Genomic DNA, 23,083 nt, shown 5'->3' on the forward strand with positions numbered 1-23,083 from the left:
GCTCGGCGACCGGTCAGGCCGGGGCGCCCAGCCAGGTGGTCAGGGCCGTCCGGAGTTGGGCCTCGTCCGGGGATTCGCCAGGAGCGCAGGCCCAGGCGATGACACCGTCCGGGCGGACGAGGACGGCGGACAGGCGGTCGTCCTCGATCGAATCGACCTCGACGAGCTCGAGGCGATCCCGCCAGCCGTTCGCAGCCTCCGGCACGGCGGAGGTGACGAGTACGGCGCGGCCGGTGGTGGTGAAGTCGCTGAGTCGGGACAGACCGTTCGTGACGAAGGCGAGCTCCGGGCAGTAGCAGCCGATCAGCTGGTGGTCGTCGGGTTTGACGTACGAGAACGGGTAGCGGGTCGCGAGGCCGCCGAGGAGCCGCCCGAAGTACTGATTGACCTCGCGGATGTCCATGAGTTCGGACACGATGTCGCGCAAGGCGTCGGTGTGCGGGCCGGGGCGCATCAAGGCCGACTGCGCACGCGTGTTGTCGAGTACGGCGGCGCCGGCCGGGTGCCGCTCTTCGGAGTAGCTGTCGAGGAGCCCTTCCGGCGCATCGCCTCGTACTTCGGCCGCCAGCTTCCAGCCGAGATTGACGGCGTCGGTGAGGCCGAGGTTGAGCCCCTGCCCGCCGTTGGGCGAGTGGACGTGCGCCGCGTCTCCGGCGAGAAGGACCCGGCCGATCCGGTACGTGTCGGCCTGCCGTGCGTTGTCGGTGAACCGGAGCGCGTCGCTGACCTCGGTGATCGTCACCTCCACGCCGGCAACCCGCCGTACGCTGGCCTGCAGTTCCTCCGGCGTGACCGGGCCTCGCGGAACGTCCGGGCCTTCCAGGAAGTCGAACGCGCCCAGCACGCCCGGACCGTGGATCAGCATGCCGCCTTCGAGCCGGCCGGACGGCGGGAGCTTCTCCGGGTCCTCGAGCTGCACCTGCGCCTGGCGGGCCGTCATGATCGGATCCGTGCCCGGGAAGTCGAATCCGGCCAGCCGGCGGACCGCGCTGTGGCCACCGTCGCAGCCCACGACGTACGCCGCCTCGAACTGCCGCTGACCATCGGGCGTGGAGACCGTGAGCGCGACCTGCCCTTCTCTCTGGACGAGTCCGGTCACCGTGTGATCACGCCGTACGTCGATGCCGAGGGCAACGACTCGCTCGGCGAGGATGCGCTCCAGGTCCGGCTGCCAGATCAGCCGCCCGGTCCGATCGGGCTCTTCCTGCAGATCCGGGTCGATCTTGTGGATCCAGGCGAAGTGGTTCTTCGCGCTGCCGTGGTCGCGCTTCTTCTCGTCCTGCCGTTCGGGCTGGCAGGCCTCGAGGGCCGGGCCGAATCCGCGCCGCTGGAGCGCCTCGAAGGCCAGCGGACCGACGCCGCGGGACTTGCGCTGCGGAGCGGGCTCGGCCAGCCGCTCCAGGACGACGGGCTGGATACCGGCGAGCTCGAGCTCGATCGCGAGCGTCAGCCCGACCGGGCCCGCTCCGACCACGATCACGTCGTAAGACATCGCAAAACTCCTTCTTCTAGGTGCGGCAAAACGCTATGCTCGACATAATTTTATGTCAAACCTATTTATAGGTCGATCCCAAGTAAGCTAAGCTGCGGTCCATGTCCGGACTGCGGGAGCGGAAGAAGCAGCTGGCCAGGCGGCAGATCTCGGACGTGGCGACGGGGTTGTTCCTGGAGCGCGGCTTCGACGAGGTGACGATCGCCGAGGTCGCGGACGCGGCCGGAGTCGCCAAGATGACGGTCACCAACTACTTCGCGCGCAAGGAAGACCTGGTCTTCGACCAGCACCTCGAGCTCGTCTCGTTCGCGGCTGTCGCGATCGCCGAGCGCGAGAGCGGAGAGTCGGCGCTGGCCGCTCTCCGTCGTGCGTACTTCGCGGCGCTCGACGGCCGGGACGCGGCGGTCGGGCTGGCAAGCACCGGGTTCGTCACGATGGTGACCGGCAGTCCCGCGCTGCTGGCCCGGCTCCGCGAGATCGACGAACAGCGCGAGGCGGCCATCGCCGACACGCTGGCCGCCGAGGCCGGCTCGTCGCCCGACGAGATCGGCGTGGCGGTCGCCGCCGCACAACTCGCCGCGGTGGTCCGCGTCCTCTTCCGGCGAGCGTTACGGATGACTCTCGAAGGCAAGAGCCGGGCCGAGTCGATCGACGAGCTCACCGGCCTCGCTGAGCAGGCATTCGACCAGCTCGAACCCTCACTCGGCCGGTACGCGATCCGCTGATCTGCTCGCCCCGGCGAATTGATGTATCTGGCGGCCTCCGGCTGCGGTCCGACCAAGTAGAAGCGCCCTGTTGAGTGGGGCGCCGACTTGGGGGGAACCCGAAATGACAGCAGATCCCAACTTCGACGGCCTGGCCGGCCTCGAAGGCTCGGTGACCGCGGTGGCGATCATCGATCACGACGGCAACCCGAACCGCGTCCTCGACGACGAGTTCCCGTTCGACGTCACGATCAACTGGTCGGTCGAGCCGCCGGCAACCGCCGTACTGCTCGACGGCAACTGGATCGTCAAGGCGTACGCCGAATCGATGGGCCCCGGTCCCGAGGTGCTCATCGGCAGCAAGGTCGTGCCGGCCAACGGCGGTCCGGCGTACGCCGCGACGATCACCGTCCCGGCGAACACGCTGCCGCCGGACAAGGCGCCGGACTCCGGCGTGTACAAGCTCGTCGTCGTCATCACCTACCGCACCGCACTGAACGTGCTGACGGAGATGGCCGCGTTCAGCGAGGGTCCGACGTTCCTGCTCCGCGAGCCCTGAGGCTGCGGACCGGCACCCACGGACGCACGCCATCGATGGGGGGATCGGTGGCGTGCACACCCCTCGCGCATCTGCATCACGTACCAACCCGGGAGCGGGAATGGAACAGGATGTCTCACCAGTCACCGCACTTGTCGTCGCCGCCGCCACGGGCGATCAGCAGGCGTGGCGGGAGCTCGTCGACCGCTACGCACCCTTGCTCGTATCGGTCATTCGCGGATTCCGGCTGACGCCGGCCGAGACCGAGGACGTGGCCCAGACGGTCTGGCTACGGCTCGTCGAGCACCTGGACAGCCTCCAGGAACCGCGAGCGATCCCCGGCTGGCTGGTCACGACCGCGCGACGGGAGTCGATCCGCTACCTGTCCTCCCAACGCCACCGGAGGATGAGTGACCCGTTGAACGACGATCAGCTTCCGGTCGCGGCCGAGGTCCCCGATCCGGACGAAGGACTGGTCCGGTCCGAGCGGCACCAGGTGCTGCTCGCCGGAATGGCCGAACTACCGAGCCGGCAACGCCAGCTGCTGTTGCTGCTGATGACCGACCCACAACCGTCGTACGACGAAATCCGGCGGCGCACCGGGATCCCGGTCGGCAGCATCGGTCCGACGCGGGCCCGTGCGCTCGAGCGGCTCCGCAGAACTCCAGCAGTCAGAGGGTACGTCGCATCCGACCCGTCAGGAGGTGATCGGCATGACACGGCATCGTTGGGATGACGATGACCATCTCCTCGAAGATCTCGCGGCGGCCGTCCGTGCCACCGAACCGTTGGCACACACGATTGCCGAGCACGCCGAAGGCGCCCTGTCCTGGCGCACGATCGACGACGACCTGCTGCTGGCGAGCCTGACCTTCGACTCGTCGATGGCCTCGTCCGACCCGGCCCAGGCCGAGGTCCGGGCCGAGTCGAACGCGGACCGCGTACTGGTGTTCACCTCGACCCCGCTGTCCGTGGAGCTGGAGGTGGTGCACTCCGAAGTCTTCGGTCAGATCCTGCCGCCGAGTGCGGGCGAGATACGGGTCGAAACCGCGGAGGGTACGACGCTGACCGTTGTCGTCGACGAATCGGGCTTCTTCGAGCTGCCTGCGCTGCCCGCCGGCGCGATGCGGTTGCGCTGTGACACAGCCACCGGCCGCGTCGTCACGGACTGGGTCCAGTTGTGACCGGCGCTCACGCACCGAGGGCGATGAAGGATTGCGAGGTCGCGTCGGCCGAATCATGTGTCCTGGCCAGCGCTTCGGCGAGCCCGTCGCCCGCCCGCAACTGCTCGTGCAGCCGCAACATCAGCGGGACCGTCGCAGGGTCGGACACCGGTACGACGCTCGCCACCACACCCGCTGATCCCAGCGCCACCAGCGCACTGACCAGGCCCACCAGTTCGTCGGCACCACTCGGCCCACCGAGCGCCGAACTGCAGCTGGACAACACCATCCGGTGTGGCGCCCGCTTCAAGCGTTCGAAGTCGTACACCGTCAGCGGTCCGTCATCCAGCTCGATCGCGGAGAACAGTGGACTGTCAGCGCGGAAGGTGCCGTGCGCCGCCACATGTACAAGCGATGCCCCGTCGATCGCTTCGAGTACGGCGTCCGCCGTCGCGCTGCCGTCCGCGAGTACGACGGCATCTGGATACAGCTCGGCAAGCCGCCGTACCTCCTCTCGTCCGGCCGACAGGTGCGGTCCGCCGACCAGTACGACCCTGTCCACCGCAGGAGGCTCGGCCCGCATCGCGCGTACCCATGCCGCTGCGGACGGAACGACCGACGTCGGTCGGGTCCGCAGCGAAGGCAGAAGGCTCCAGGGAACCGCGTGCAGCCGGCCTGTCGGTACGACGACCACAGCGCCGTCGCCGAGGTGCTGCAGCGTGTCGCCGAGCAGCGCTGACTCGAGCCGCGCTCCGATGGTGTCGAGCTTGAGCTCGTGCCGGCCACGCCTGGCGTTCTCGCGGCGGAGTGCGAACAACGCATGAGACAGGGCATGAGTGGCCACCGCGGTCGGCCCGATCGGCCGCAGACGGACCTGCCCGTGCGATGCGACCACGGCGTACAACTGGTCTTCGAGGTCGACGAGCTCCACCAGAGTCCGGTCACCCAGCTTCTCGAGCAGCTCCGTGATCCCGAGCCGCTCGCGCCGTTCGTCGAATTGTCCTGGCGTCAGCAGGACCCGCTGTCGTACGGCGGACTCGAGCCGTTGCCGTTCGCGTTGTTGCTGACTGGTGCCCGGCCCGCGATCGCGGCTCGACACCATGCGCTGCGTGAGATCACGCAACGCGGCCAGGTCCGCGACGAGCCCGTCATCGGCTTGCGGTCGCACCGGTGGAATCGCGAGAACCGTCGCACGCCAACGCTCGCTCCACTCGAGCACTTGACGTCCGCTGCCGCGCTCGACCGCGTACCGAAGCGCCATGGCTGCCAGTTCGGCACCTTGGGCTGTCGCGAGTGCGCGCAGCTCGGTGGCGCCAAGGGTCCGCACGTAGATCTCGATGAGGCTCAAGCCCTGCCGGCACGCGCCAAGCATGCCGCGCGACCGCCCGCCGTCCTGATGCAACAACGCTTGAGCAAGCCAGCCGGCACCGCGAGTTCGCAATCCACCATGTCGCGCACGGGCCGCGATGCTCAGGTGGCGTACTGCTTCGGCGCTGTCCTTCCGTGCCAGCGCGATCCGGCCGGTCAGCAGGTGCGCCTCGGCGGCGAGGTCCCGATCGAGCTCGTCGAGCACCGCGCTGATCCGTTGGCCACCCCGAAGCAACGGCGCAGTCCGGCCGCCGTTCGCGAAGCGAGTCTCCAGCAGCGCCAGCTCTGCCTTTGCTGCCCACCACGGACGCTGCTGTCGCTCGAACAGCCTCATCGCGTCGCGGTCACGCCGCTCGGCCAGCTCGAACGCGCCGGCCGCGTGCGCCGCCAGCCCTGCACACATCAACAGCTCCGCATGCCGCGCACGCGAACCGCCCTGCTGCTCGCTCCGTTCGAGTGCGCTGTTGACCTCCAGCAGGGCCTCGCGGGTCAGACCGGCCGCCAGCAGCACCAAGCATTTGTTGGCATACAGATCGGGCTCCAGCACGCCGAGGTCCTCGACGATCCGCTGCGCATCGTCCAGGAACTGCAGGGCGGCAGGAAGATCACCGCGGGCGAGGGCTACGGCGCCGCGTGCCTGTCGTGCGTCGGCGTACTCGACCTCCTGACCGGCCTTCGCGAACAGCTCCTCGCTCCGTGCGTAGTCGTCGTCGGCAGGATCGATCATCCCCATCGCCAGCAGCGCCATGGCTCGCATGCCGAACGCACGAGCCTCCCAGACCAGGTCGCCGGTACCGGTCAGCGCGTCGACCGCGCGCTCGAAGTCTGCGAGTGCCTCGGGGAACCGCGCGAAGACCGCTCCGAGCACCCATCCCCGGCGGATGAACAACCTGCCGGCGAGAACCCCGGTCTGGCCGGGTACGACGGCATCGAGCACGGCCAATCCACGACGGGTCTGACCGCCCATCACCAGAGCCACCCCGAGAGTCGCCAGAATCTCGGCCTCCCGATCGCGATCCGCTGTCCTGCGGATCGAGCGGTACGCCGCTCTCAGCTCGGCCACCGCCTCACGGATATCGCCGAAATCCCGATGGACCAGACCCGCCGCATGGTGGGCTGCAGCAGCCTCGGCGTCGGAGGGTGTTCCCGCGAGCACGTCACGTGCGATTCTCAAGGCGTCAGCGGGCCGCGACAATGCAAGCGCGTGCAGCTCGTCGGCATCCACGGCAGCCCTCCCCTCACGCGGACCATTCCGATCGTAGTACGGCAATTTCCAGTGCTAGGGAGGGAACATCGTGTCTGAGCAACAACGCCTCGAGGAAGCTGTCGACCTCATCCTGCAACAGGACCCCCGCGCAGTCGCCTACCCGCCGAAATGGCGGGAGGACGGACGTGTCCAGTACTTCTACCGGCGCAACAGCATCCTCGTCCGCACGAGGGACGCGGATCGGGTCGAAGTATCACTGCGATCCATTCTCGATCAGGCCCAGGGAGACCGGCGAGACCAGGGCAACCAGGGCGACCAGGAGACCGACAGGCCCCGGAGCGAACGTTCGTCGGTGGTCTCCGGAGTCGTCAAGTTCGAATGGTCCGGCAATGCGGTGGGGACGCCGGGGGTTCTCGACCTGCTGGACGCGGAGTACGGCGTCGGGACGGCGACCCCGGTGCACGGGCTGTCGTTGTCCCCCAACAGCGGGCACCCCTGCCCGGCGACCGATCCGGCCGTCGTACCGTCCAACTCCTTCGGTCCGGTGCCGCCGGTGAGCGACGGGATCCGCTGCGGGACGCACGGCTGGGACGGTGACGGTGTCGTCGTCGGCGTCGTCGACGGCGGGCTGATCGACTACGCGCCGGGGATGTGGCCGTGGATGGCGGGTGTGTACGGCGATCGGGACAACCCGCTCGACGGATCCAACATGATCAGGCCGTACGCGGGTCACGGGACCTTCGTGGCCGGCTGCGTCCGGACCGTCGCGCCCCGCGCCGAGGTGTACGTCAGGCGGGCCGAGGAGATCGCCGGCCTGATCTACGAGGACGACGTCGTCCGGGCGATGAGCGACGCCATCGACGGCGGCGCGGACATCATCGTCTGCGAGTTCGCCGGGTACTCGCGGCTGCGGCTGCCGATGCTCTCCTTCGGCGCCTTCTACGACGACGTTTTGCGGCACCTCGACATCGTCGTCGTCGCTCCGGCCGGCAACGACACGAGCCGGCTGCCGACGTACCCCGCGGCGTACTCGTGGGTCGTCGGCGTTGGCGCCTTGTCGGCAAACGGGAACCAGCGGGCGGACTTCTCCAACCACGGTGGCTGGGTCGACGTGTACGCGCCCGGTGAGGATCTGGTCAATGCTTTCGCGATCGGCGACTACAACACGATCCACGATCCCAAGCAGCGCCGGCACTTCGACGGGATCGCCAGCTGGAGCGGTACGTCGTTCTCGACGCCCTTGGTGGCCGGGATGATCGCGGCGCGGATGTCCGCGACCGGCGAGGACGCACCGCAGGCGGCAGACGTTCTACTGCGGTTCGCCCTCAGCCAGGCAATCCCCGGAGTCGGACCGGCTCTGTTGCCTCACCAGGTGTGCGGTGCTGTCATGAAGGATGGCTAGAACGCATCGGATGGAGTGCACGGCGAGCCCGGCCGGCTTGCTCTTCGAGTGTGTTGACGGTTGCGGCCGTCGCGTCGTGGTCGACGGGGTGAGTGGAGAACTCACGATCATCGACCACGGCGACCGAAGCGCGTTGCATCAAAGCTCGAACGGAGGCGTCAGGCTCACCGCCACGTCCGTCGACTAGCTCAGGACTGCTTGGCGGATCGGAGGGAGAGGCTCATACCGCCGCCGCTCTCGAACTGCACATAGACGTCGAGCCGCATACCGTCGTCGACGTACACGCTGCCGTGGCCGCTGGCGCTTGCTTCCTGCCGGACGCCGTAGTCGTCGAGCCAGGCGACCCTGCCGTCGAGGACGTAGTCGTAGTTCCCGGGCGTCGTGGCCGTCACCTGCTGCGTCACGATCGGGTCGTCGATGCTCGCATACAGCGACGCGACCCTCGATCCCTCGAGGACGACGTCGATCCGCTCCTCCAGCGCGCCTTCGGTGAGCTGGTCGGAGACGGTGAGAACGATGTCCTCGTCCACCGGCCCCGACGACGAGCTAGTCGGCGACGTCGGCGCGGTCGTGGGCTGGGTCGTCGGTTGGGTCGTCGGCTGGGTCGGTAGGACCCGGATGATCTTGTCGCTGCTGCCCGCGTCGAACGCATCGGTCGCCACCAGCACCGGCACCAATGCGGTCACCAGGCCCAGCACCGCGGCCAGGACCTGGCCAAGTGTCCCCATCCGGCTCCACAGACCCTCTTTCCGAGGATCGGCCGGAGCCGGCTCGTGAGTGTTCACGTTGCCTCCTGCGGTCGAGAAAAGTGCTCGCTATCTCGGACCGCAGGGCCGCCGGGCGTGATACCTCAGCGGCGGGCGACCGTGAGGCTGCGGACGTCGGCGTGGCCGTCGGCGACGAAGAAGCCGAGGTGGCGTCGCCCTTGGTCGTAACGGCGGAAGGACAGGGCTACTTGGTCGTCGACGATCGCCTGGCCGGTGGTCCCTCGTAAGAGGACCTGGATGGTGTGGCGGCCGGGCGGAAGGGGGCAGGGGCGTTCCAGTTCGACGGCGTGGGGGACGTCGCCGCTGACCTGCCACTGGGCAGGGCCGGTGCGAGCTCGGGGCCAGGTGTCCAGGACTACGCGGTTCTGCTGGGGTTCCAGTCGGAGGATGGTTGCCTGTTCGCCGTCGGGCGAAGCGTGCAGCAGGAGGCCCAGGGATTGGGTGCCTGGGGCAACGTCTACGATCAGCTCGACGAGGCTGTCGGCGGGGATCGGGTCGCCCATCCACGCGGCGTACCGGTCGGCCGCACCCTGACCCGGCTCCGATGCGGCGCCCTCGACCGGTTTGAGTGAGACGTGCTGTACGTCGGAGTACGCCGCGCGCAGCTCCGCCGGCAGCGTGAAGGCGAGCGAGCCGTCAGGCGCCTGATGCGCTTCAAGTACGGCGAGGTCGCCGGCCCACTGCCACGCATCGTCTTGTTTTGTGGGGATCCAGCCGACGAAGAAGCGGCGTCCGTTGTGTTCGACCGACTTTGCTGCGTAGAACGCGCGCCCATCGACGGTATCGCGGGCGGGTGCCAACCACGGACCGTCCGGGTCGCGCGAGATCCGGTAGCGGGTCTGGAAGGCGTCGCTGAACTCGGAGTACACCAGGTACCACCAGTCGCCCCATTGGAAGACGTCCGGGCACTCCTGGGTGATGTATCGGTGCGGCTCCCAGAGCGGTTCCGCCAGAGTCCACCGCTCCAGGTCGGTCGAGGTCAGCCGAGCAACGACACCAGATCGGCGATCCGGTCGGTCGGCGTACCGCGCCGCGAGCACCATCTGCCACGGCTGATCCGGCGCCACCCGATAGACGAAGGGATCTCGCCAGTCCTGCGGCACGTAACCATCAGGCGCACCGAAGGTCAGATCAGGCAGCTTGGTCCAGCGCGTCGGATCCCCGTCGCTGACAGCATGACAAACCAGTTGTACGCCGTCCCGCCGCGGATTGTGCCCCGTATAGAACAGATGCAGCCGCGACCCGTCCGCGACCACGCTTCCCGTGTAGCAGTCGAAGTCCTCCGCATCGCGGTCACCGCCGGGCAGTACGACGCCATGGTCGGTGTACTCCACGAAGTCGGTCGTGGATACGAGCGCCCACGGCATGCCGGCGGGAGCGTCGGATCGCTCGTCCAGCAAGTAGAACAGCCAGATCCGGCCGTCATAGCTGAACGGGATGACGTCGCCGACGTACCCGCTCATCGACGCCTCTTCGGCGGGGCGCCGACCGAGTCGCGCTCGATCAGTTCACAGTCGACGATGATCCGCTCCGGCGCATCGTTGGGGTCACCAAGTACCAGTTCACCGGCACGGCGGCCGAGCATCAGGTGCGGCAACGCCGCCGTGGTCAGGCCCGGACGGACCTGGTCGGCGACATCAGGCTGATCGTCGAAGCCGACGATGCTGACGTCCTTCGGGCAGTCCAGCCCGAGAGCATGCAGGGCAAGCAGCGCGCCGATCGCCATCCGGTCGTTCCCGCAGACCAGTGCGGTCGGCTTGTGCTCGGTCACCACCTCGGTCGCCAGGTCGTACCCCGATCCAATCTGGTAGTTGCCGTACCGATGCACAAGATCGGCCGGGCGCAGGTCGGCCGCGCGGGCAGCGTCATCGAACCCGCGACGACGTTCCTTGCAGGCATAGTCGTTCCTCGGACCACCCAGGAACGCCACCTCGCGATGCCCGCGATCGAACACGGACGCGGCCGCGGCGCGACCACCGGCGTACTCGTCGGCCAGCAGGACTGTGTCGGCCTTGCCCTCCTCGGGCCAGCAGTTGACGAAGATCGTCCGGATCCCGTCGAGCCGCGGGCTGCGATGCAGCGGCTTGGGCTCGAGCGATGCGTACACGATCGCGGCAACGCCCTGCCCTACCAGGCTCGCCACGGCGTCGTCGCCCTCGCCTGGGTCGCCGGTCGTGTCGACGACCATGCAGACGTAGCCAGCCGGTTGGACGACCTGTTGCAGGCCGAGCACGATCAGGCCGGCGTACGGCTGGGAGACGATCCCGCTCGTCACGACGCCGACCGTGAACGACTTGTTCGACCGCAGCGACTGGGCTGCCCGGTTCGGCACGAAGTGGAGCTCGGCTGCGGCCTCGAGCACGCGCCGCCGCGTCTCCTCGGCCACCGCGACGTCGCGGCGGTCGTTGAGGACGAACGACACGGTCGGCTGGGACACCCCGGCGCGCCGCGCGACATCGGTCATCGTCACGCGCTTCGGCCGATCGGCCGGCTGCTTCGCCATGGTCCCCCTTAACGATCGACGGCCTCGTCGCCGCCGTCAATTTACTATCACAGCTGGACCCAATACGTATTGCGCCCCACCGTACACCACTGCTACCGTCCCGGGTCAATACGTATTGGGTGGCTCGCCGGGCCACCTGAGCGGCCAAGGAGGAACCCATGACAGGCATCCATCCCCCCAGTGGCCCGATCGCTCGCCGTACCGTGCTGAAGGCCGGGGCGGCCGGTGGACTCGGGCTGGCAGCGCTGGCCGATCTGGCCGCCTGCGGCAACAGCGGCGGCGGCTCGTCGTCGAAGTCACTCAAGATGCTGTACTTCGGAGAGCAGGCGGCAGCGACCCAGCTGCAGAACCGGTTGCAGCCGCAGATCACCAAGCTCGACCCGAGCATCAAGTTCGAGATCTCGGCCATCAACGGCACCGACTGGAACGACTTCCTCGCCAAGGTGCTGACCCAGATCGCGGCCGGAACGCCGCCGGACATCATCAGCGTCGCCACCGAGGGCCTGCAACTGATGGCGTCCAAGGAGCTCGCGGTCCCGCTCGACGACTACGTCACCAAGGACCTCGCCGCGCTGAAGGAGTACTTCGCCGACATCCACCCCGCGCTGGTCGAGTCGATGATGTACCAGGGCCACCTGTGGGAGCTGCCGGACAGCTTCAATGCCGGGAACATGTTCTACAGCACCGAGCTGTTCCAGCGCGCCGGCGTCGTGCCGCCGAGCGAGGGCTGGACGATGGACGACTTCGAGACCGCGGCGACGAAGATCGCCAAGTTCAAGGGCATCAACGCCTTCGGCTGGGTGGTCCGCCTCTGGGGCAGCTGGACGTCGTTCATGTACGCCAACAACGCCAACCTGCTCGAGGAAGGCAAGTACGACGGCGGCGACTGGCTGTGGAACAAGGCGTACGCCGGTGACCCGGCCGCCGCGGGCCGTAAGGGCGGCTGGAAGTGGGGTGCGCCGACCGCGAACTCCGACGGCACTGTCGAGGCGCTCAACTACATGATCGAGCTGACCAAGAAGGGCCTCTCGCCGTCGCCCGACGTCGGCGGTGGCGGCACGCTCCAAGGCTTGTTCGCCTCGAACCGGATCGGCATGTCGATCGGCGGCGGGTTCTGGGCCGGCGGTCTGACCAACGCCGGGATGAAGAACGGCAGCTTCGACGTCCAGCTGTTCCCGAAGTGGAAGAGCCAGCGGCACCTGTTCGGCGCCGGCGGCTACGCGATCTTCAAGTCGTCGAAGAAGAAGGACCTCGCCTGGGAGGTCCTGAAGCTGCTGGTCAAGCCGGACACGTTCGACCTGGTCTTCCCGGGCAACGTGACCACGCCTGGCCGCAAGTCCCTGGTGACGGCCGCGCGGTACGCCAAGACCGGGCCGAAGCACTGGTCGGTGTTCTACGACACGCTGACCAAGCACCCGGAGACGGCTCCGATCCCTGCCCCGCCGTACTACAACGCACTCGCGACCGCGCTCAACCAGCGCACGACGCAGGCGATCTCCTCCGGGAACGCGAAGGCCGCGCTGGACGGGTTGCAGTCGGACCTCGAGAACGCAGCGGGGGCGAGCTGATGTCCGCCGCCGCCGCTGAGGTGCCGGCTGCCATCACCAAGCGCCGCCGGCATCCGTCGTCGCATCGGGAGGCTCCGTTCGGCTTCGCGATGATCGGGCTGTCGTGTCTGTTCGTCGCGGTCTTCACGGCGATTCCGATCCTCGCGTCGCTGGGGTTGTCGTTCTTCTCCTGGGACGTCATCTCGAGCCCGCAGTTCGTCGGGGTGGAGAACTACCAGCGGCTGTTCACCGACGGACCGGTGCTCAAGTCGTTCGCCGTGACGCTGGGCATGGCGCTGGCGATCGTCGTACTCCAACTGACACTCGGCCTCGCGCTCGCGGTACTGGTCAACCAACGCAAGCTGGTGTGGATCCGGACGATCTTCCGTACTGCGTTCTACCTGCCGCTGCTCGCATCGACGGCCGCCGTGTCGATCTTCATGGGCTACCTGTTCGACTACAAGTTCGGCGTCGTGAACTACTACCTCGGCCTGCTCGGCATCCCGAACGTGCCGTGGCTGACGAGCGGTATCGGCGCGGCCACGACGATCGTGCTGATCGCGGTCTGGCAGCAGGTCGGGTTCACGTTCGTGCTGTTCGTCGCCTCACTGATGTCGGTGCCCACGGACGTCCTCGAGGCCGCGCAGATCGACGGCGCCGGACCGTTGCGGACGCTGTTCCGGATCAAGGTTCCGCTGATCAGCCCGACCATCCTGTTCGCCGCGGTCGTTGCCTTGATCAACGCGATGCAGCTGTTCGACCAGCCGTACATCATGACCAAGGGCGGCCCGGGGTCGGCGACCACGACCGTGACGATCTCCATGTACCAGAAGGGCTTCCAGAACCTGCAGTTCGGGTACGGCTCGGCGATCGCGATCGTGCTGCTGGTGGCGATCCTGATCATCACCGGCCTGCAGTTCCTGGCGGCACGGAAGTTGGTGTTCTACCAATGACATACTCCACCGGAACCCTCGCCCGGATCGGCCGGATCATCGGCATCCTGGTCCTGGTCCTCGCGGCGATGGTTGCCCTCGGCCCGCTTCTCTGGACGGTCACCACGTCGCTGCGGACACCGGCCGAGGCGTTCAGCAATCCACCGCAATGGATCCCGTTGCATCCGGACTTCTCCAACTACAGCGCGGTGTTCGACCGGATCCCGATCGGCCGGTTCTTCTTCAACAGCGTCATCGTGACCGGGTTGATCGTGATCGGCCAGACCATCACCTGCACGCTGTCCGGGTACGCGTTCGCGATGATCAACTTCCCCGGACGCTCGGTGATCTTCGGGATCTTCCTGGCCACGATGATGGTGCCGCTGCAGACGATCATCATCCCGGTGTTCGTGATCATCCGGTACCTCGGTCTGTCGGACAGCCCGTTGTCGCTGGTGGTCTCGGCGCTGGGCAGTGCGTTCGGCACGTTCCTGATGCGCCAGTACTTCATGCAGATGCCGAAGGAACTGGGAGAGGCGGCCAGGATCGACGGCGCCGGCCACTTCCACACCTTCCTGCTGATCTACGCCAAGATGGCCGGTCCGGCGATCGCCACACTCGCGATCCTGAACTTCTCCGGCTTCTGGGCGGAGTTCTACCGGCCGCTGATCTTCCTGCAGACCCAGGACAACTTCACGCTGCCGCTGGGCCTGGTCGGTCTGCAGGGAAACCTCGGCACCGGTTCGATCTCGGTGGTGCTGGCCGGCGTCGTGCTGGCGATCCTGCCGAGCGTAGCGCTGTTCATCTTCGCCCAGCGGTACTTCATCGCAGGCATCACGGCAGGAGCTTCACGGTGACCCAGACCCAGTCCGCACACCGGTCGGCCGGAACGGTGGCACACCTGCGTCCCGCGTACCACGTCCGGCCGCCCAGCGGATACCTCAACGACCCGAACGGGCCGATCGAACACGGCAGCGACGTACACCTGTTCTTCCAGTCGCGGCCGACGCTCGATCTGCACGTACCGGTCGAATGGGGGCACGCCACCTCGACCGACTACGTGCGCTGGACCCTGCACCGGCCGGCGATGGCGCCGATGCCGGGCGGGCTCGACACCGATGGCTGCTGGTCCGGCAACACCGTGCTCGACGACGGCCGGATCCGGGCCTTCTACTCCGGGCGAGTGGAGGGCCGCCCGTACCAATCCGTCCTCACGGCTGTGTCGGACGACGGCGGCGCGTCCTTCGGGCCTGCGCGGCAGGTAGTGCCGGATCCAGCTGAGGCGGTCATGTTCCGGGATCCCTTTGTCTGGAAGGAGAACGGGACCTGGTGGATGGCAGTCGGAGCCGGGTACGTCGACCGCGGCGCGAGCATCGCGCTCTACCGGTCGGACGATCTGGAGAACTGGACCGCCGCCGGCCCGCTGGCCGAGCTCCCGCGCTCACGGGTCGGAGGGCACGACACGGGATCAGCTTGGGAATGTCCACAGATGCTGACGATCGACGGCCGGCGGATCGCCGTGGTGGCGTCGTGGTCGCCCGAAGGCGGGCCCGGGGAGGTGTTGTCGTTCGATGCCGACGCCCCACCGGTTCCACAGCGCGTGGACCACGGGACGAACTTCTACGCGGCGTCCGCCGTACGCGAGAGCCGCTTCGGGCCGTTGCTGTTCGGCTGGCTGACCGAAGGACGCGACCGGCCCGGCTGGACCGACGGCTGGGCCGGGGTCATCTCACTCCCCCGCGTCGTCTGGCTCGGCGCTGACTCGTCGTTGCGCAGCGCGCCCGTACCCACGATCGATACGCTGCGCACGGACTCCCCCGGTGCCCAGTGCGAGATCGTCGTACCAGAAGGCTCAGGCCGCGTCGTCGTCCACTTCAGCGACGAGGAGTACCTGACGTTCGAGCTGGACGCCGACACCTTCGCGATCGACCGCAGTCACGCCAGCCTTTCGCCGTACGCTCACGGCGGGCGGATGGAGGTGACGGACGCCTTCGATCCGGCCTCGGGCCGGCCGGCAGTGCGGATCTTCATCGATGGTTCGGTGGTCGAGGCCTTCACCAGTGCGGGTCGGGTGCTCAGCACCCGCGTGTACCCGACGACCCCACCCCCGTGGCGAGTCGAGGCCCCAGCGAACTCGCAACACTGGGGCCTCGCGCCGTGATGGAACTACTACTCGCCGACCAGCTGGTCGTAGTGCGTGGTGATCGAGACGTGGTCCACACCGTTGAACACGGCCGGGATCTTGCCGTAGAACGTCATGGCGGTCCCAGAGCCGTTGAACTTGCTGAACGCGTACTGGAACCCGGACTGCGTGGCGTTGTCGACGGCGGTCACCAGGGTGCCGCCGCGGGTGCCGCAGCCCTGCGCGACCAGGGATTCGTAGTCCGCGAAGCCCGAGGAGCGGATCAGCTTCATCACCGGCTTCGCGCCGGCCGCGATCGGGATGTGCGCGGTCCAGAGCGCACCGGCGGTGGTGGTCATCAGCAGCGTGTCGTACGTCGCGGACTCGCTGACCACCGTCAGCGTCTTGAAGCCCTTGAAGCCCGGGATCGGACCGAGCGCCTTGAAGCCCGCGCCGACGATCTGGTACCGGTACAGGCTGTTGTTGGTGTTCAGGCCGTACAGGTACGCGTGCCGGGGCTGCGCGACGCTGTAGTTGGAGGTGGCGATCGCCTTGAAGCCGCTCCACCCGTTACCGACCTTCGTGAAGGTGGGCACCGGCGGCTTCTCGTCCGGCACGTAGGTCGTGTGGCGGTAGAGGTTCGCCCCCTGCAGCAGCAGGCCGTAGTAATAGGTCTGCGTTTGCGACGCGTTCACGGCGCCGTACCAGGTCGCGTTGGCGCGGGTAGCGACGTAGCCGAACGGTTCGAACGCCACCGCCGTCGGGCTGGTGCCCGGGGTGACGTCGATCTCCTGCATGGTGCCGGCGGCGGTCGGCACACCCACGTAGTTGATGCACGGACCGCCGGCGGCCAGTGCCTTCACCGGCGACGGGTGGGCAACCTTGTCCGACGTGTACGGCTTCGGGTCCGTCTTTCCGGCGATAGCCGGAACCGACGAGACAGATGCGGCGATGAGGCCTAATCCGGCCAGGGCGAGCGCATAGCGCTTCACGTTCATAGGAGTTCCCCCTCCATTTTGACTCGATCAACTCGAGGTCGGGCCGACTATAGCGGAGGGAGAGGATCAGTAGTGCATAGATCGTCGGTTGATGCAAATCCGTGAGCCCGACGCCCTCCAGCCCGTCAGCTGGAGGGCGCCGGAGCTTGTCAGGCCCTCGTCCGGCGACGCGAACGGGCGGCCGCGATGAGGCCGATGCCTGCCGCGATCAGGCCTATCGCGGCCAGCAGCAGGCCGGGGCCGACCGGGCTGCCGGTGTCGCCGAGTTCGCCGCCTGGCTTGCTGGGCGGCGGGGTCGGACGGGCCGGCTGGTGCGGGGTGACCTTGACGGTGACCGAACTCGAGTTGTCACTCGGATCCGGGTCCGGCGTGGTCGAGTCGACCTTGGCAGCGTTCGTCACGGACGAGTTCCGGTAATTGGGGTCCACAACGACTTCCAGGGTGACCTTTGCGGTCGTATCCGGATCGATCCGGCCTACCGCACAGGTGATTTTCTGCCCGTTAGTGCAACGATCCGGCTTGCTGACCAGGCGGAGCCCGGCGGGCAGCTCGTCGGTGATCGTCACGCCGACCGCTGACGACGGTCCGGTGTTGTGTACCGCTATCAGGTAGCGCAGCTTGTTTCCGGCGATGACCGTGGTCGCGGACGCGGTCTTGTGGACGCTGAGGTTCGCGGATTGCGTCGTACGGCCGCTGACCTTCGCCTCGTTGTTCGCGATCACCGGGTCCGGGGTGGCCGAGCTGACGCGGGCGATGTTCTCCAGCGTGCCGCTGAAGCCGGGGACGACGGTCGCGGTGATCGTGACAGTGATCGTGGCTCCTTCGGCGAGCAACGGCGTACCGCACTCGACCCTGCCGGCCTCGGGCGCGTCCGGTGCTCCTTGGGCTACCGGCGGTAGGAGCTTGCAGGAGCCGCTGTTCGTGCTCACCTTGGTCAGACCGCGTGGCAGTTCGTCGATGATCTCGACCAGGCGGGCATCGGACGGGCCGTTGTTCTTCACGGTCAGCGTGTATTTCACTGTCTGACCGGACACCGGCTCGGCCGGGGCCATGGTCTTGGTGATCGCCAGATCCGCCAGCGCGGTCACCGGCGACACGGCGGTGTCCGTGTTGTTGTCCGGGTTCGGGTCGGGTGTCGAGGACGTCTCCGTCGCGCTGTTCGTGACGTTCGCGCCGTCGTACCCGGAGGCCAGCCGGACGCGGAGCGAGACGATCGACTGCCCGATCGGCAGATCGCCCAGGTCGCAGCGCACGCTCTGACCGTTGATCGTGCAGCCGTTCGACGCCGAACTGACAGTCAACCCGGCGGGCACGGTGTCGGACACCACGACCGCACGGGCCGTCGACGGACCGGCGTTCGTCACGAGGATCGTGTAGTCGAAGGTGCTGCCGGGCGTGACGCCGGCCGGATCCGAGGTCTTCGTGACGCTCAGATCAGCACGAGTCTCGACCGGGATCGTCACCGTGGAGCTGTTGTTGCTCTGATCCGGATCGGTCACCGGTGAAGTCGCCGTGGCCGTATTCGCCAACGACTTCCCTTGGTACGCCGGATCGAGCGCCGCCGTGATGACTACGGTCGCAGTGTTGCCCGCGGCAATCGTCCCGAGCGCACAGTTGACGGTCTGACCAGTCGGCGTGCATTGGCCCTGCGTGGGATCGGCCTTGGTTAGGGTCAGGCCCGTCGGCAGGGTGTCGGTCGCGGTCACCGTGGTCGCGTCCGACGGGCCGTGGTTCACGACCGTCAGCCGGTACGTCACGCCACCACCCGCCACTGCGGATGCGTCGTCGCTCGTCTTGATGACCTCGATGTCCGCGACCTGCTGGACGTCGGTCGTCACCGAGTCGTCGTTGTTCGACGGATCCGGATCTGTCGTCGTACTGGTCACTGAACCGGCGTTGGTGACCGCCGCCGTCTGCGATGCCGCGACCGCAACCCGAATCACGACCACCGCATTGCCACCGGCGGCGACTGTCGCGAGCGCGCAACTCACGTTGGCACCGGAGACCGTGCAGGTGCCGTCGGCAGTCGTTGCCTCCAGCACCTTGAGGCCGGCTGGTACGTCGTCCGAGACCTTCACGGCCTGAGCGGTCGAGGGACCGGCGTTGTGGACGGTGAGCGTGTAGACCGCCTCTGCTCCGGCAGTCAACGGCGACGGCTGCACGGTCTTCACCATCGACAGATCGGCGGCCGTGGTCACCTTGGTGTCGGCGGTGTCCTTGTTGTTCTGGTCGTTCGGGTCCGGAGTCTGCGAGCTTGTCGTCGCCGTGTTGACGAGGGTCCCGGCCGGCTGGTCCGGCGAGACCTTCACGACGATGGTGGCAGTCGCATCGTCGCCCGGAGCCAGCTGTCCGACCGGACAGGTGACGACGGGCTCGGAGAGCGCTGGGTTCTGCGTGCAGTCGCCATCGGGTCCAGTTCCGCGGACGAACGTCGTACCTGCCGGAAGGGTGTCGGAGACGATCGCGCCGACGGCGTCGGAGGGACCGGTGTTGTGCACGGCCAGGGTGTAGGTGAGTTCATTGCCTGCGACAACCGCTGCGGCGGCCGTCTTGGTTACGGAGAGGTCGGCCTGAGCCTCGACGGTTGGTGTCGTGGTCGAGGTGTTGTCGGACCTGGTCGGATCCTCCGGCGTGGTGGCGGTGGCTGTCGCCGAGTTCCGCAGCTCGCCAGGCGTGGTCGAGGCCGCGACGGTCCCGCTCACAGTGACGACCAGGCTGTCCCCGGCGGCGAGCGTCGCGGCCAGGCAGCGCACCTGGCCGTTGGCCGTCGTACAAGTGGCGCCCCCGGTCGCGCTTGCCGAGATCCCGGTCACGGCGTCGGGTACGTCGTCGACCACGGTGACGCCCTGCGCATCCGACGGACCGGCGTTCCTGACCGTGAGCTTGTAGGTGATCGGCTTACCGGCCACCACCGGGTCGGGCGAGGCCGTCTTGGTGATCGTGAGGTTGGCCTGGGCACCGGTCATCAGCGTGTACGTCGCCGAGTTGTTGTCGTCGACCGGATCGGGCGTGGGCGACTTGACGGTTGCCGTGTTGTCGAGCTGGTTCGGCGGGGCGCCCGACGGGACGGTCGCGACCACGCTCACCGTGACCACGTCGCCAGGCGCCACCGTGCCGACCTCGCACTTGACCGTGCCGGCGGCCTCGGTGCACGACCCGGTCGAGGGCGTGGCCGAGACGTACTGCAGCGGCGCCGGGACCGGGTCGGTGATAGTCACCGATTGCGCCGCGGACGGGCCGTTGTTCGTCACGGTCAGCGTGTAGGTGACCGGTCGGCCCGCCTGGACCGGGGTCGGCTGAGCGGTCTTCGTGATCGCCAGGTCTGCGCTGGCCGTCAGGTCGTCCGTGGTCCGCCCGGTGTTGTTGCTGCTGTCCGGGTCGGGCGTCGTACTGGTGGCTGTCGCGGAGTTCGTGAGGTCACCGATCGCCTTGGCCGACACGGTCCCCGTGACGGTGATCGTCGCGGTCGATCCTGCCGTCAGATCGCCGAGCGCACACGTGACCTGCGGAGAGCTGACCGTGCAGGCCCCGGCGGACGAGTCTGCGGTCACTCCGGTCACGGCACTGGGTACGTCGTCGGTCAGCTGGACCTTGCGAGCGTCGGACGGGCCGTCGTTCCGCACGCTGATCTTGTACGTGATCGGCTGGCCGGCAACCACCGGCTTGGTCAGCGTCTCCTTCGTGACGACGAGGTCGGCCTTCGCCGCGCCTGGCGTCACCTTCACGGTGTCGGTGTTGTTCGACGCGTCCGGGTCCGGGGTGTCGCTGCTGACCTTCGCGGTGTTGGTCAGCGCATCACCCTGATAGCCGGAGTCGAGGGTCGCCGCGATCTTGACGGCGACGCTGGACCCGGCCGCCAGCTTCGGTAGTGAGCAGCTGACGTCCTGGCCGGCCGTCGTACAACTGGCCGCGGACTGTACGCCGGTGATCGCGAAGCCGACCGGGATCGAATCGGCGGCCCGGACGTTGACAGCGTCGGACGGGCCATTGTTGCGGATGGCAAGCGTGAACACGACCGGCTGTCCCGGGGCTGGAGTCGCGGGCTCGACGGTCTTCTCGATCGAGAGGTCCGCGGTCCGGGTCACGTCAGTGGTGACCGACGACGTGTTGTTGTCCGGGTTCGGGTCGGAGGTCGAGGTGGTGACAGTCGCCACGTTGGTCAGGCTGGTCGCCGTACTCGCGGCGGGGACGCGGACCACGACGGTGATCGTGGCGGTCGCGCCGGACGCGATCGTGCCGAGGGTGCAGGTGGTGGATTTGCAGCTGCCTTGGGTCGGTGTCGCCGAGACGAGCTCGACGCCATCCGGCAGCGTGTCCGTGACCGTCACGTCCTGCGCCGGACTCGGACCGTTGTTGCGGGCAACCAACGTGTAGGTCAGTTCACCGCCGGCGGGGACCGGGTCGGGCTTGGCGGTCTTGGTGATCGACACGTCGGCCGACGCGGCGACCGCCGTGTGTACCTCGTCGGTGCGGTACGTGTACTGCTTGTTCAGCGTCTCGGCTGTGTAGTCGAGCAGACCGGTGTTGTCGATCGTCGTACCAGCGGCCGCTTGATCGACGGTGACGCGGAAGCGGATCGTGCTGCTCTGGTTCTTCTTCAGCCGACCACCGGTCATGGCGTTCGCGCCGGTGCCGATGCGGACACGGACCAGGCGCGCGTTGCCGTCGTACTCGGCCTGGTCGTCGCCCGGACGGTCCGTCTTCGCGCCGGATCCGGCGCCGGACACGATGCTGAGCGATCCCGGGACATACGTCGTGTTCGCCGGCAGCGGATCGCGGACGGTCGAGCGGAGCGCATCGTCGTCGCCGGTGTTGCTGTAGCTCAGCGTGTACTCGAGGGTGTCGCCAACCTTGGCCGGATCGTTGCCCGCCAGGTTCCGTACCGTCTTCGTGCCGACGATGGTCGGGGCGTACAGGTCGATCTGCGTGGTCAGCGCGGCCGGGTAGTACACGTCGCCGGTGCTGGCGAAGGTCAGGTCGGCTTTGGTCGCGTTGTTGGGCACGATGCCGGCCGCGTCCACGACCTTGGCGTCCATGCCCAGGTTGTTGAGGGCTGCGGGCGTCCGGTTGGTGAGGTTCGCGCCGGAGTCGGTGATGCGGCTGCCGTAGAAGTTCGCCGACGGGCTCTGCGCGTCGGCGAGCCGGGTGCCGTTGACCGCGAAATAGTCGCCGCTGATCCCGGCGTCCCCTTCGTACGTGACGCTGCCGAATCGTGCGTTGACCGCACCGCTGGGCGGCGCGAGGAAGCCGGAGATGCTGGTCCGCACGGGCTCGCCGCTGCTGACCTTGGCGTACCCGTTGAACACGCTCAGATCGCGGAGCGGCTCACTCGCCTGCTCGTATGCGATCACCAGACTCCACCCGGCGTACCGGTCCGCGCCGGTGCCAGTCGGCACGTCGGCGCCCCAGTACTCACCGTTGCCCCCGGCACGCACCAGGTCGGTGACGTCGAGGTACGACGAGTAGTCGTTCTTCGAGCCCGTGTTCAGCAGGTCGGTCTTGGTCGCGGTCACATTGCGGTACGCCGTCTCGCCGGGCAGCCGGAGCTTCATCGTCGTACCGTCCTCGGTGGAGGCCGTACCGCCTCGGCCGGCTCCGCGGGCAGCGCCCCAGAACAGGCCGGCGTACAGAACCTGAGCACCGGACGGCAGGTCGACCGTCGCACCGGAGGAGGACTTCGTCGACGGATCGGAGTCCGTGTCGAGGAGCTCCATCGTCCAGTCGTTGTTGTTCGCGCTGGAACTCCCGCCCGCGAGCGCCGCGCGGCAGGCCGCGGACGTCCGGTCGCACGTCAACAAACTGTTGCCGGTGATCCGGATCGCACCGTTCGTCTGCGCCCCGAAGACCTTCCCGAAATCCCGCACGGTCTCCGCCCGAGCAGTTGCCGGCAGCACCAAACCGCTGACCACCACGAGCACCAACGCGATCAGGCCCCGCAATCCCCCGACCCGCAACCCACCAGCGGCCATCCCGAAGTCCCCGTTTCTATTGACAGTCGCCCGCAAGGCATACCACATGAAGCACCCCAGAGTAACCAACCAACTACCGGGTGTTGCAAACAACTGTTGCCAATGGCACGTAGTTCCGTGGGATGCGTCGGCCCATCGCGGTGCTACGCGCGACTCCTTCGTCGCCGTGCTACGCGCCGCCCCACCCACCCCCGGGCTTATCGCCCGGAGCATCCTCTCCGGCTACCGCCGGGACTTTCCGGCTGCCGCCGGGATCTTCCGGCTATCGCCGGGGGTCTGCGGCTGCCGCCGCGGTCGACCGACTCGCCGACGCGCCTGAATGTGCACGGCGGGGCGGATCGCCCGTCGGCCTGGGCACTTCGGGTGGGCGT

At 67.8% G+C, this 23,083-nt stretch carries 16 protein-coding genes; 9 read left to right on the plus strand and 7 right to left on the minus strand.

The annotated features are described in order from the left end of the window. Nucleotides 1-13: 13 nt before the first annotated feature. Nucleotides 14-1,492 (minus strand): FAD-dependent monooxygenase, encoded by a 1,479-nt coding sequence (locus ACFWUU_RS07860; protein WP_380173646.1) that lies wholly within the window; start codon nt 1,490-1,492, stop codon nt 14-16. Between the two features lie 101 nt (nt 1,493-1,593). On the opposite strand from ACFWUU_RS07860, the gene ACFWUU_RS07865 reads away from it, so the two are divergent. From ACFWUU_RS07865 to ACFWUU_RS07880, 4 genes are all read left to right on the plus strand, one after another. Further along, complete coding sequence (locus ACFWUU_RS07865; RefSeq protein WP_380173648.1) at nt 1,594-2,217, plus strand: TetR/AcrR family transcriptional regulator; 624 nt, start codon at nt 1,594-1,596, stop codon at nt 2,215-2,217. A 103-nt stretch (nt 2,218-2,320) separates the two neighbouring features. Beyond that, on the plus strand, nt 2,321-2,755 hold the full coding sequence (locus ACFWUU_RS07870) for a hypothetical protein (RefSeq protein ID WP_380173650.1): 435 nt from the start codon (nt 2,321-2,323) through the stop codon (nt 2,753-2,755). A gap of 100 nt (nt 2,756-2,855) precedes the next feature. Continuing rightward, nucleotides 2,856-3,470, plus strand: coding sequence for an RNA polymerase sigma factor (locus tag ACFWUU_RS07875; protein ID WP_380173652.1), 615 nt, complete (start codon nt 2,856-2,858; stop codon nt 3,468-3,470). Further along, nucleotides 3,448-3,918 carry a hypothetical protein gene (locus ACFWUU_RS07880; RefSeq protein WP_380173654.1) on the plus strand — a complete coding sequence of 157 codons (471 nt, stop codon included), beginning with the start codon at nt 3,448-3,450 and terminating at the stop codon, nt 3,916-3,918. The genes ACFWUU_RS07875 and ACFWUU_RS07880 overlap by 23 nt, the downstream gene beginning before the upstream one ends. Before the next feature lie 7 nt (nt 3,919-3,925). On the opposite strand, the gene ACFWUU_RS07885 is transcribed toward ACFWUU_RS07880, so the two are convergent. Further along, nucleotides 3,926-6,490, minus strand: coding sequence for a CHAT domain-containing protein (locus tag ACFWUU_RS07885; RefSeq protein ID WP_380173656.1), 2,565 nt, complete (start codon nt 6,488-6,490; stop codon nt 3,926-3,928). A 70-nt stretch (nt 6,491-6,560) separates the two neighbouring features. On the opposite strand from ACFWUU_RS07885, the gene ACFWUU_RS07890 reads away from it, so the two are divergent. Further along, complete coding sequence (locus ACFWUU_RS07890; protein WP_380173658.1) at nt 6,561-7,874, plus strand: S8/S53 family peptidase; 1,314 nt, start codon at nt 6,561-6,563, stop codon at nt 7,872-7,874. Between the two features lie 188 nt (nt 7,875-8,062). On the opposite strand, the gene ACFWUU_RS07895 is transcribed toward ACFWUU_RS07890, so the two are convergent. The 3 genes from ACFWUU_RS07895 to ACFWUU_RS07905 form a co-directional block, all read right to left on the minus strand. Next, nucleotides 8,063-8,602 carry a hypothetical protein gene (locus ACFWUU_RS07895; protein WP_380173660.1) on the minus strand — a complete coding sequence of 180 codons (540 nt, stop codon included), beginning with the start codon at nt 8,600-8,602 and terminating at the stop codon, nt 8,063-8,065. Between the two features lie 122 nt (nt 8,603-8,724). Next, entirely contained in the window at nt 8,725-10,104 is a 1,380-nt protein-coding gene (locus ACFWUU_RS07900) for a glycoside hydrolase (RefSeq protein ID WP_380173662.1), read from the minus strand. Next, nucleotides 10,101-11,144 carry a LacI family DNA-binding transcriptional regulator gene (locus tag ACFWUU_RS07905; RefSeq protein ID WP_380173664.1) on the minus strand — a complete coding sequence of 348 codons (1,044 nt, stop codon included), beginning with the start codon at nt 11,142-11,144 and terminating at the stop codon, nt 10,101-10,103. The genes ACFWUU_RS07900 and ACFWUU_RS07905 overlap by 4 nt, the downstream gene beginning before the upstream one ends. A 158-nt stretch (nt 11,145-11,302) precedes the next feature. Between ACFWUU_RS07905 and ACFWUU_RS07910 the strand changes: the two genes are divergently transcribed. The 4 genes from ACFWUU_RS07910 to ACFWUU_RS07925 are packed head-to-tail and all read left to right on the plus strand — an operon-like array spanning nt 11,303 to nt 15,784. Continuing rightward, nucleotides 11,303-12,712, plus strand: a complete 1,410-nt coding sequence (locus ACFWUU_RS07910) for an ABC transporter substrate-binding protein (protein WP_380173666.1) — start codon at nt 11,303-11,305, stop codon at nt 12,710-12,712. Then, nucleotides 12,712-13,644: a carbohydrate ABC transporter permease gene (locus tag ACFWUU_RS07915; RefSeq protein WP_233714552.1), complete on the plus strand. Its 933-nt coding sequence runs from the start codon at nt 12,712-12,714 to the stop codon at nt 13,642-13,644. The genes ACFWUU_RS07910 and ACFWUU_RS07915 overlap by 1 nt, the downstream gene beginning before the upstream one ends. Continuing rightward, complete coding sequence (locus tag ACFWUU_RS07920) at nt 13,641-14,480, plus strand: carbohydrate ABC transporter permease (protein ID WP_380173668.1); 840 nt, start codon at nt 13,641-13,643, stop codon at nt 14,478-14,480. The genes ACFWUU_RS07915 and ACFWUU_RS07920 overlap by 4 nt, the downstream gene beginning before the upstream one ends. Further along, nucleotides 14,477-15,784 carry a glycoside hydrolase family 32 protein gene (locus ACFWUU_RS07925; protein WP_380173670.1) on the plus strand — a complete coding sequence of 436 codons (1,308 nt, stop codon included), beginning with the start codon at nt 14,477-14,479 and terminating at the stop codon, nt 15,782-15,784. Before ACFWUU_RS07920 ends, ACFWUU_RS07925 begins: the two co-directional genes overlap by 4 nt. An 8-nt stretch (nt 15,785-15,792) precedes the next feature. Here the strand turns inward: ACFWUU_RS07925 and ACFWUU_RS07930 are convergent, their stop codons facing one another. Both ACFWUU_RS07930 and ACFWUU_RS07935 read right to left on the minus strand, forming a co-directional pair. Further along, nucleotides 15,793-16,743, minus strand: coding sequence for a hypothetical protein (locus ACFWUU_RS07930; RefSeq protein ID WP_380173672.1), 951 nt, complete (start codon nt 16,741-16,743; stop codon nt 15,793-15,795). A gap of 149 nt (nt 16,744-16,892) precedes the next feature. Beyond that, a complete protein-coding gene (locus ACFWUU_RS07935) occupies nt 16,893-22,712 on the minus strand; it encodes a hypothetical protein (RefSeq protein ID WP_380173674.1) in 5,820 nt (1,939 codons plus the stop codon). Between the last annotated feature and the right edge of the window lie 371 nt (nt 22,713-23,083).

It is taken from the genome of Kribbella sp. NPDC058693 (assembly GCF_042715335.1).
Taxonomy (GTDB): domain Bacteria; phylum Actinomycetota; class Actinomycetes; order Propionibacteriales; family Kribbellaceae; genus Kribbella; species Kribbella jiaozuonensis.

Coding starts and splice junctions, on each gene's coding strand:
- ACFWUU_RS07870 (WP_380173650.1), top strand. CDS start 2,321: ATGACAGCAGATCCCAACTTCGACGGCCTGGCCGGCCTCGAAGGCTCG.
- ACFWUU_RS07880 (WP_380173654.1), top strand. CDS start 3,448: ATGACACGGCATCGTTGGGATGACGATGACCATCTCCTCGAAGATCTC.
- ACFWUU_RS07905 (WP_380173664.1), bottom strand. CDS start 11,144: ATGGCGAAGCAGCCGGCCGATCGGCCGAAGCGCGTGACGATGACCGAT.
- ACFWUU_RS07895 (WP_380173660.1), bottom strand. CDS start 8,602: ATGGGGACACTTGGCCAGGTCCTGGCCGCGGTGCTGGGCCTGGTGACC.
- ACFWUU_RS07935 (WP_380173674.1), bottom strand. CDS start 22,712: ATGGCCGCTGGTGGGTTGCGGGTCGGGGGATTGCGGGGCCTGATCGCG.
- ACFWUU_RS07900 (WP_380173662.1), bottom strand. CDS start 10,104: ATGAGCGGGTACGTCGGCGACGTCATCCCGTTCAGCTATGACGGCCGG.
- ACFWUU_RS07875 (WP_380173652.1), top strand. CDS start 2,856: ATGGAACAGGATGTCTCACCAGTCACCGCACTTGTCGTCGCCGCCGCC.
- ACFWUU_RS07910 (WP_380173666.1), top strand. CDS start 11,303: ATGACAGGCATCCATCCCCCCAGTGGCCCGATCGCTCGCCGTACCGTG.
- ACFWUU_RS07915 (WP_233714552.1), top strand. CDS start 12,712: ATGTCCGCCGCCGCCGCTGAGGTGCCGGCTGCCATCACCAAGCGCCGC.
- ACFWUU_RS07860 (WP_380173646.1), bottom strand. CDS start 1,492: ATGTCTTACGACGTGATCGTGGTCGGAGCGGGCCCGGTCGGGCTGACG.
- ACFWUU_RS07865 (WP_380173648.1), top strand. CDS start 1,594: ATGTCCGGACTGCGGGAGCGGAAGAAGCAGCTGGCCAGGCGGCAGATC.
- ACFWUU_RS07930 (WP_380173672.1), bottom strand. CDS start 16,743: ATGAACGTGAAGCGCTATGCGCTCGCCCTGGCCGGATTAGGCCTCATC.
- ACFWUU_RS07920 (WP_380173668.1), top strand. CDS start 13,641: ATGACATACTCCACCGGAACCCTCGCCCGGATCGGCCGGATCATCGGC.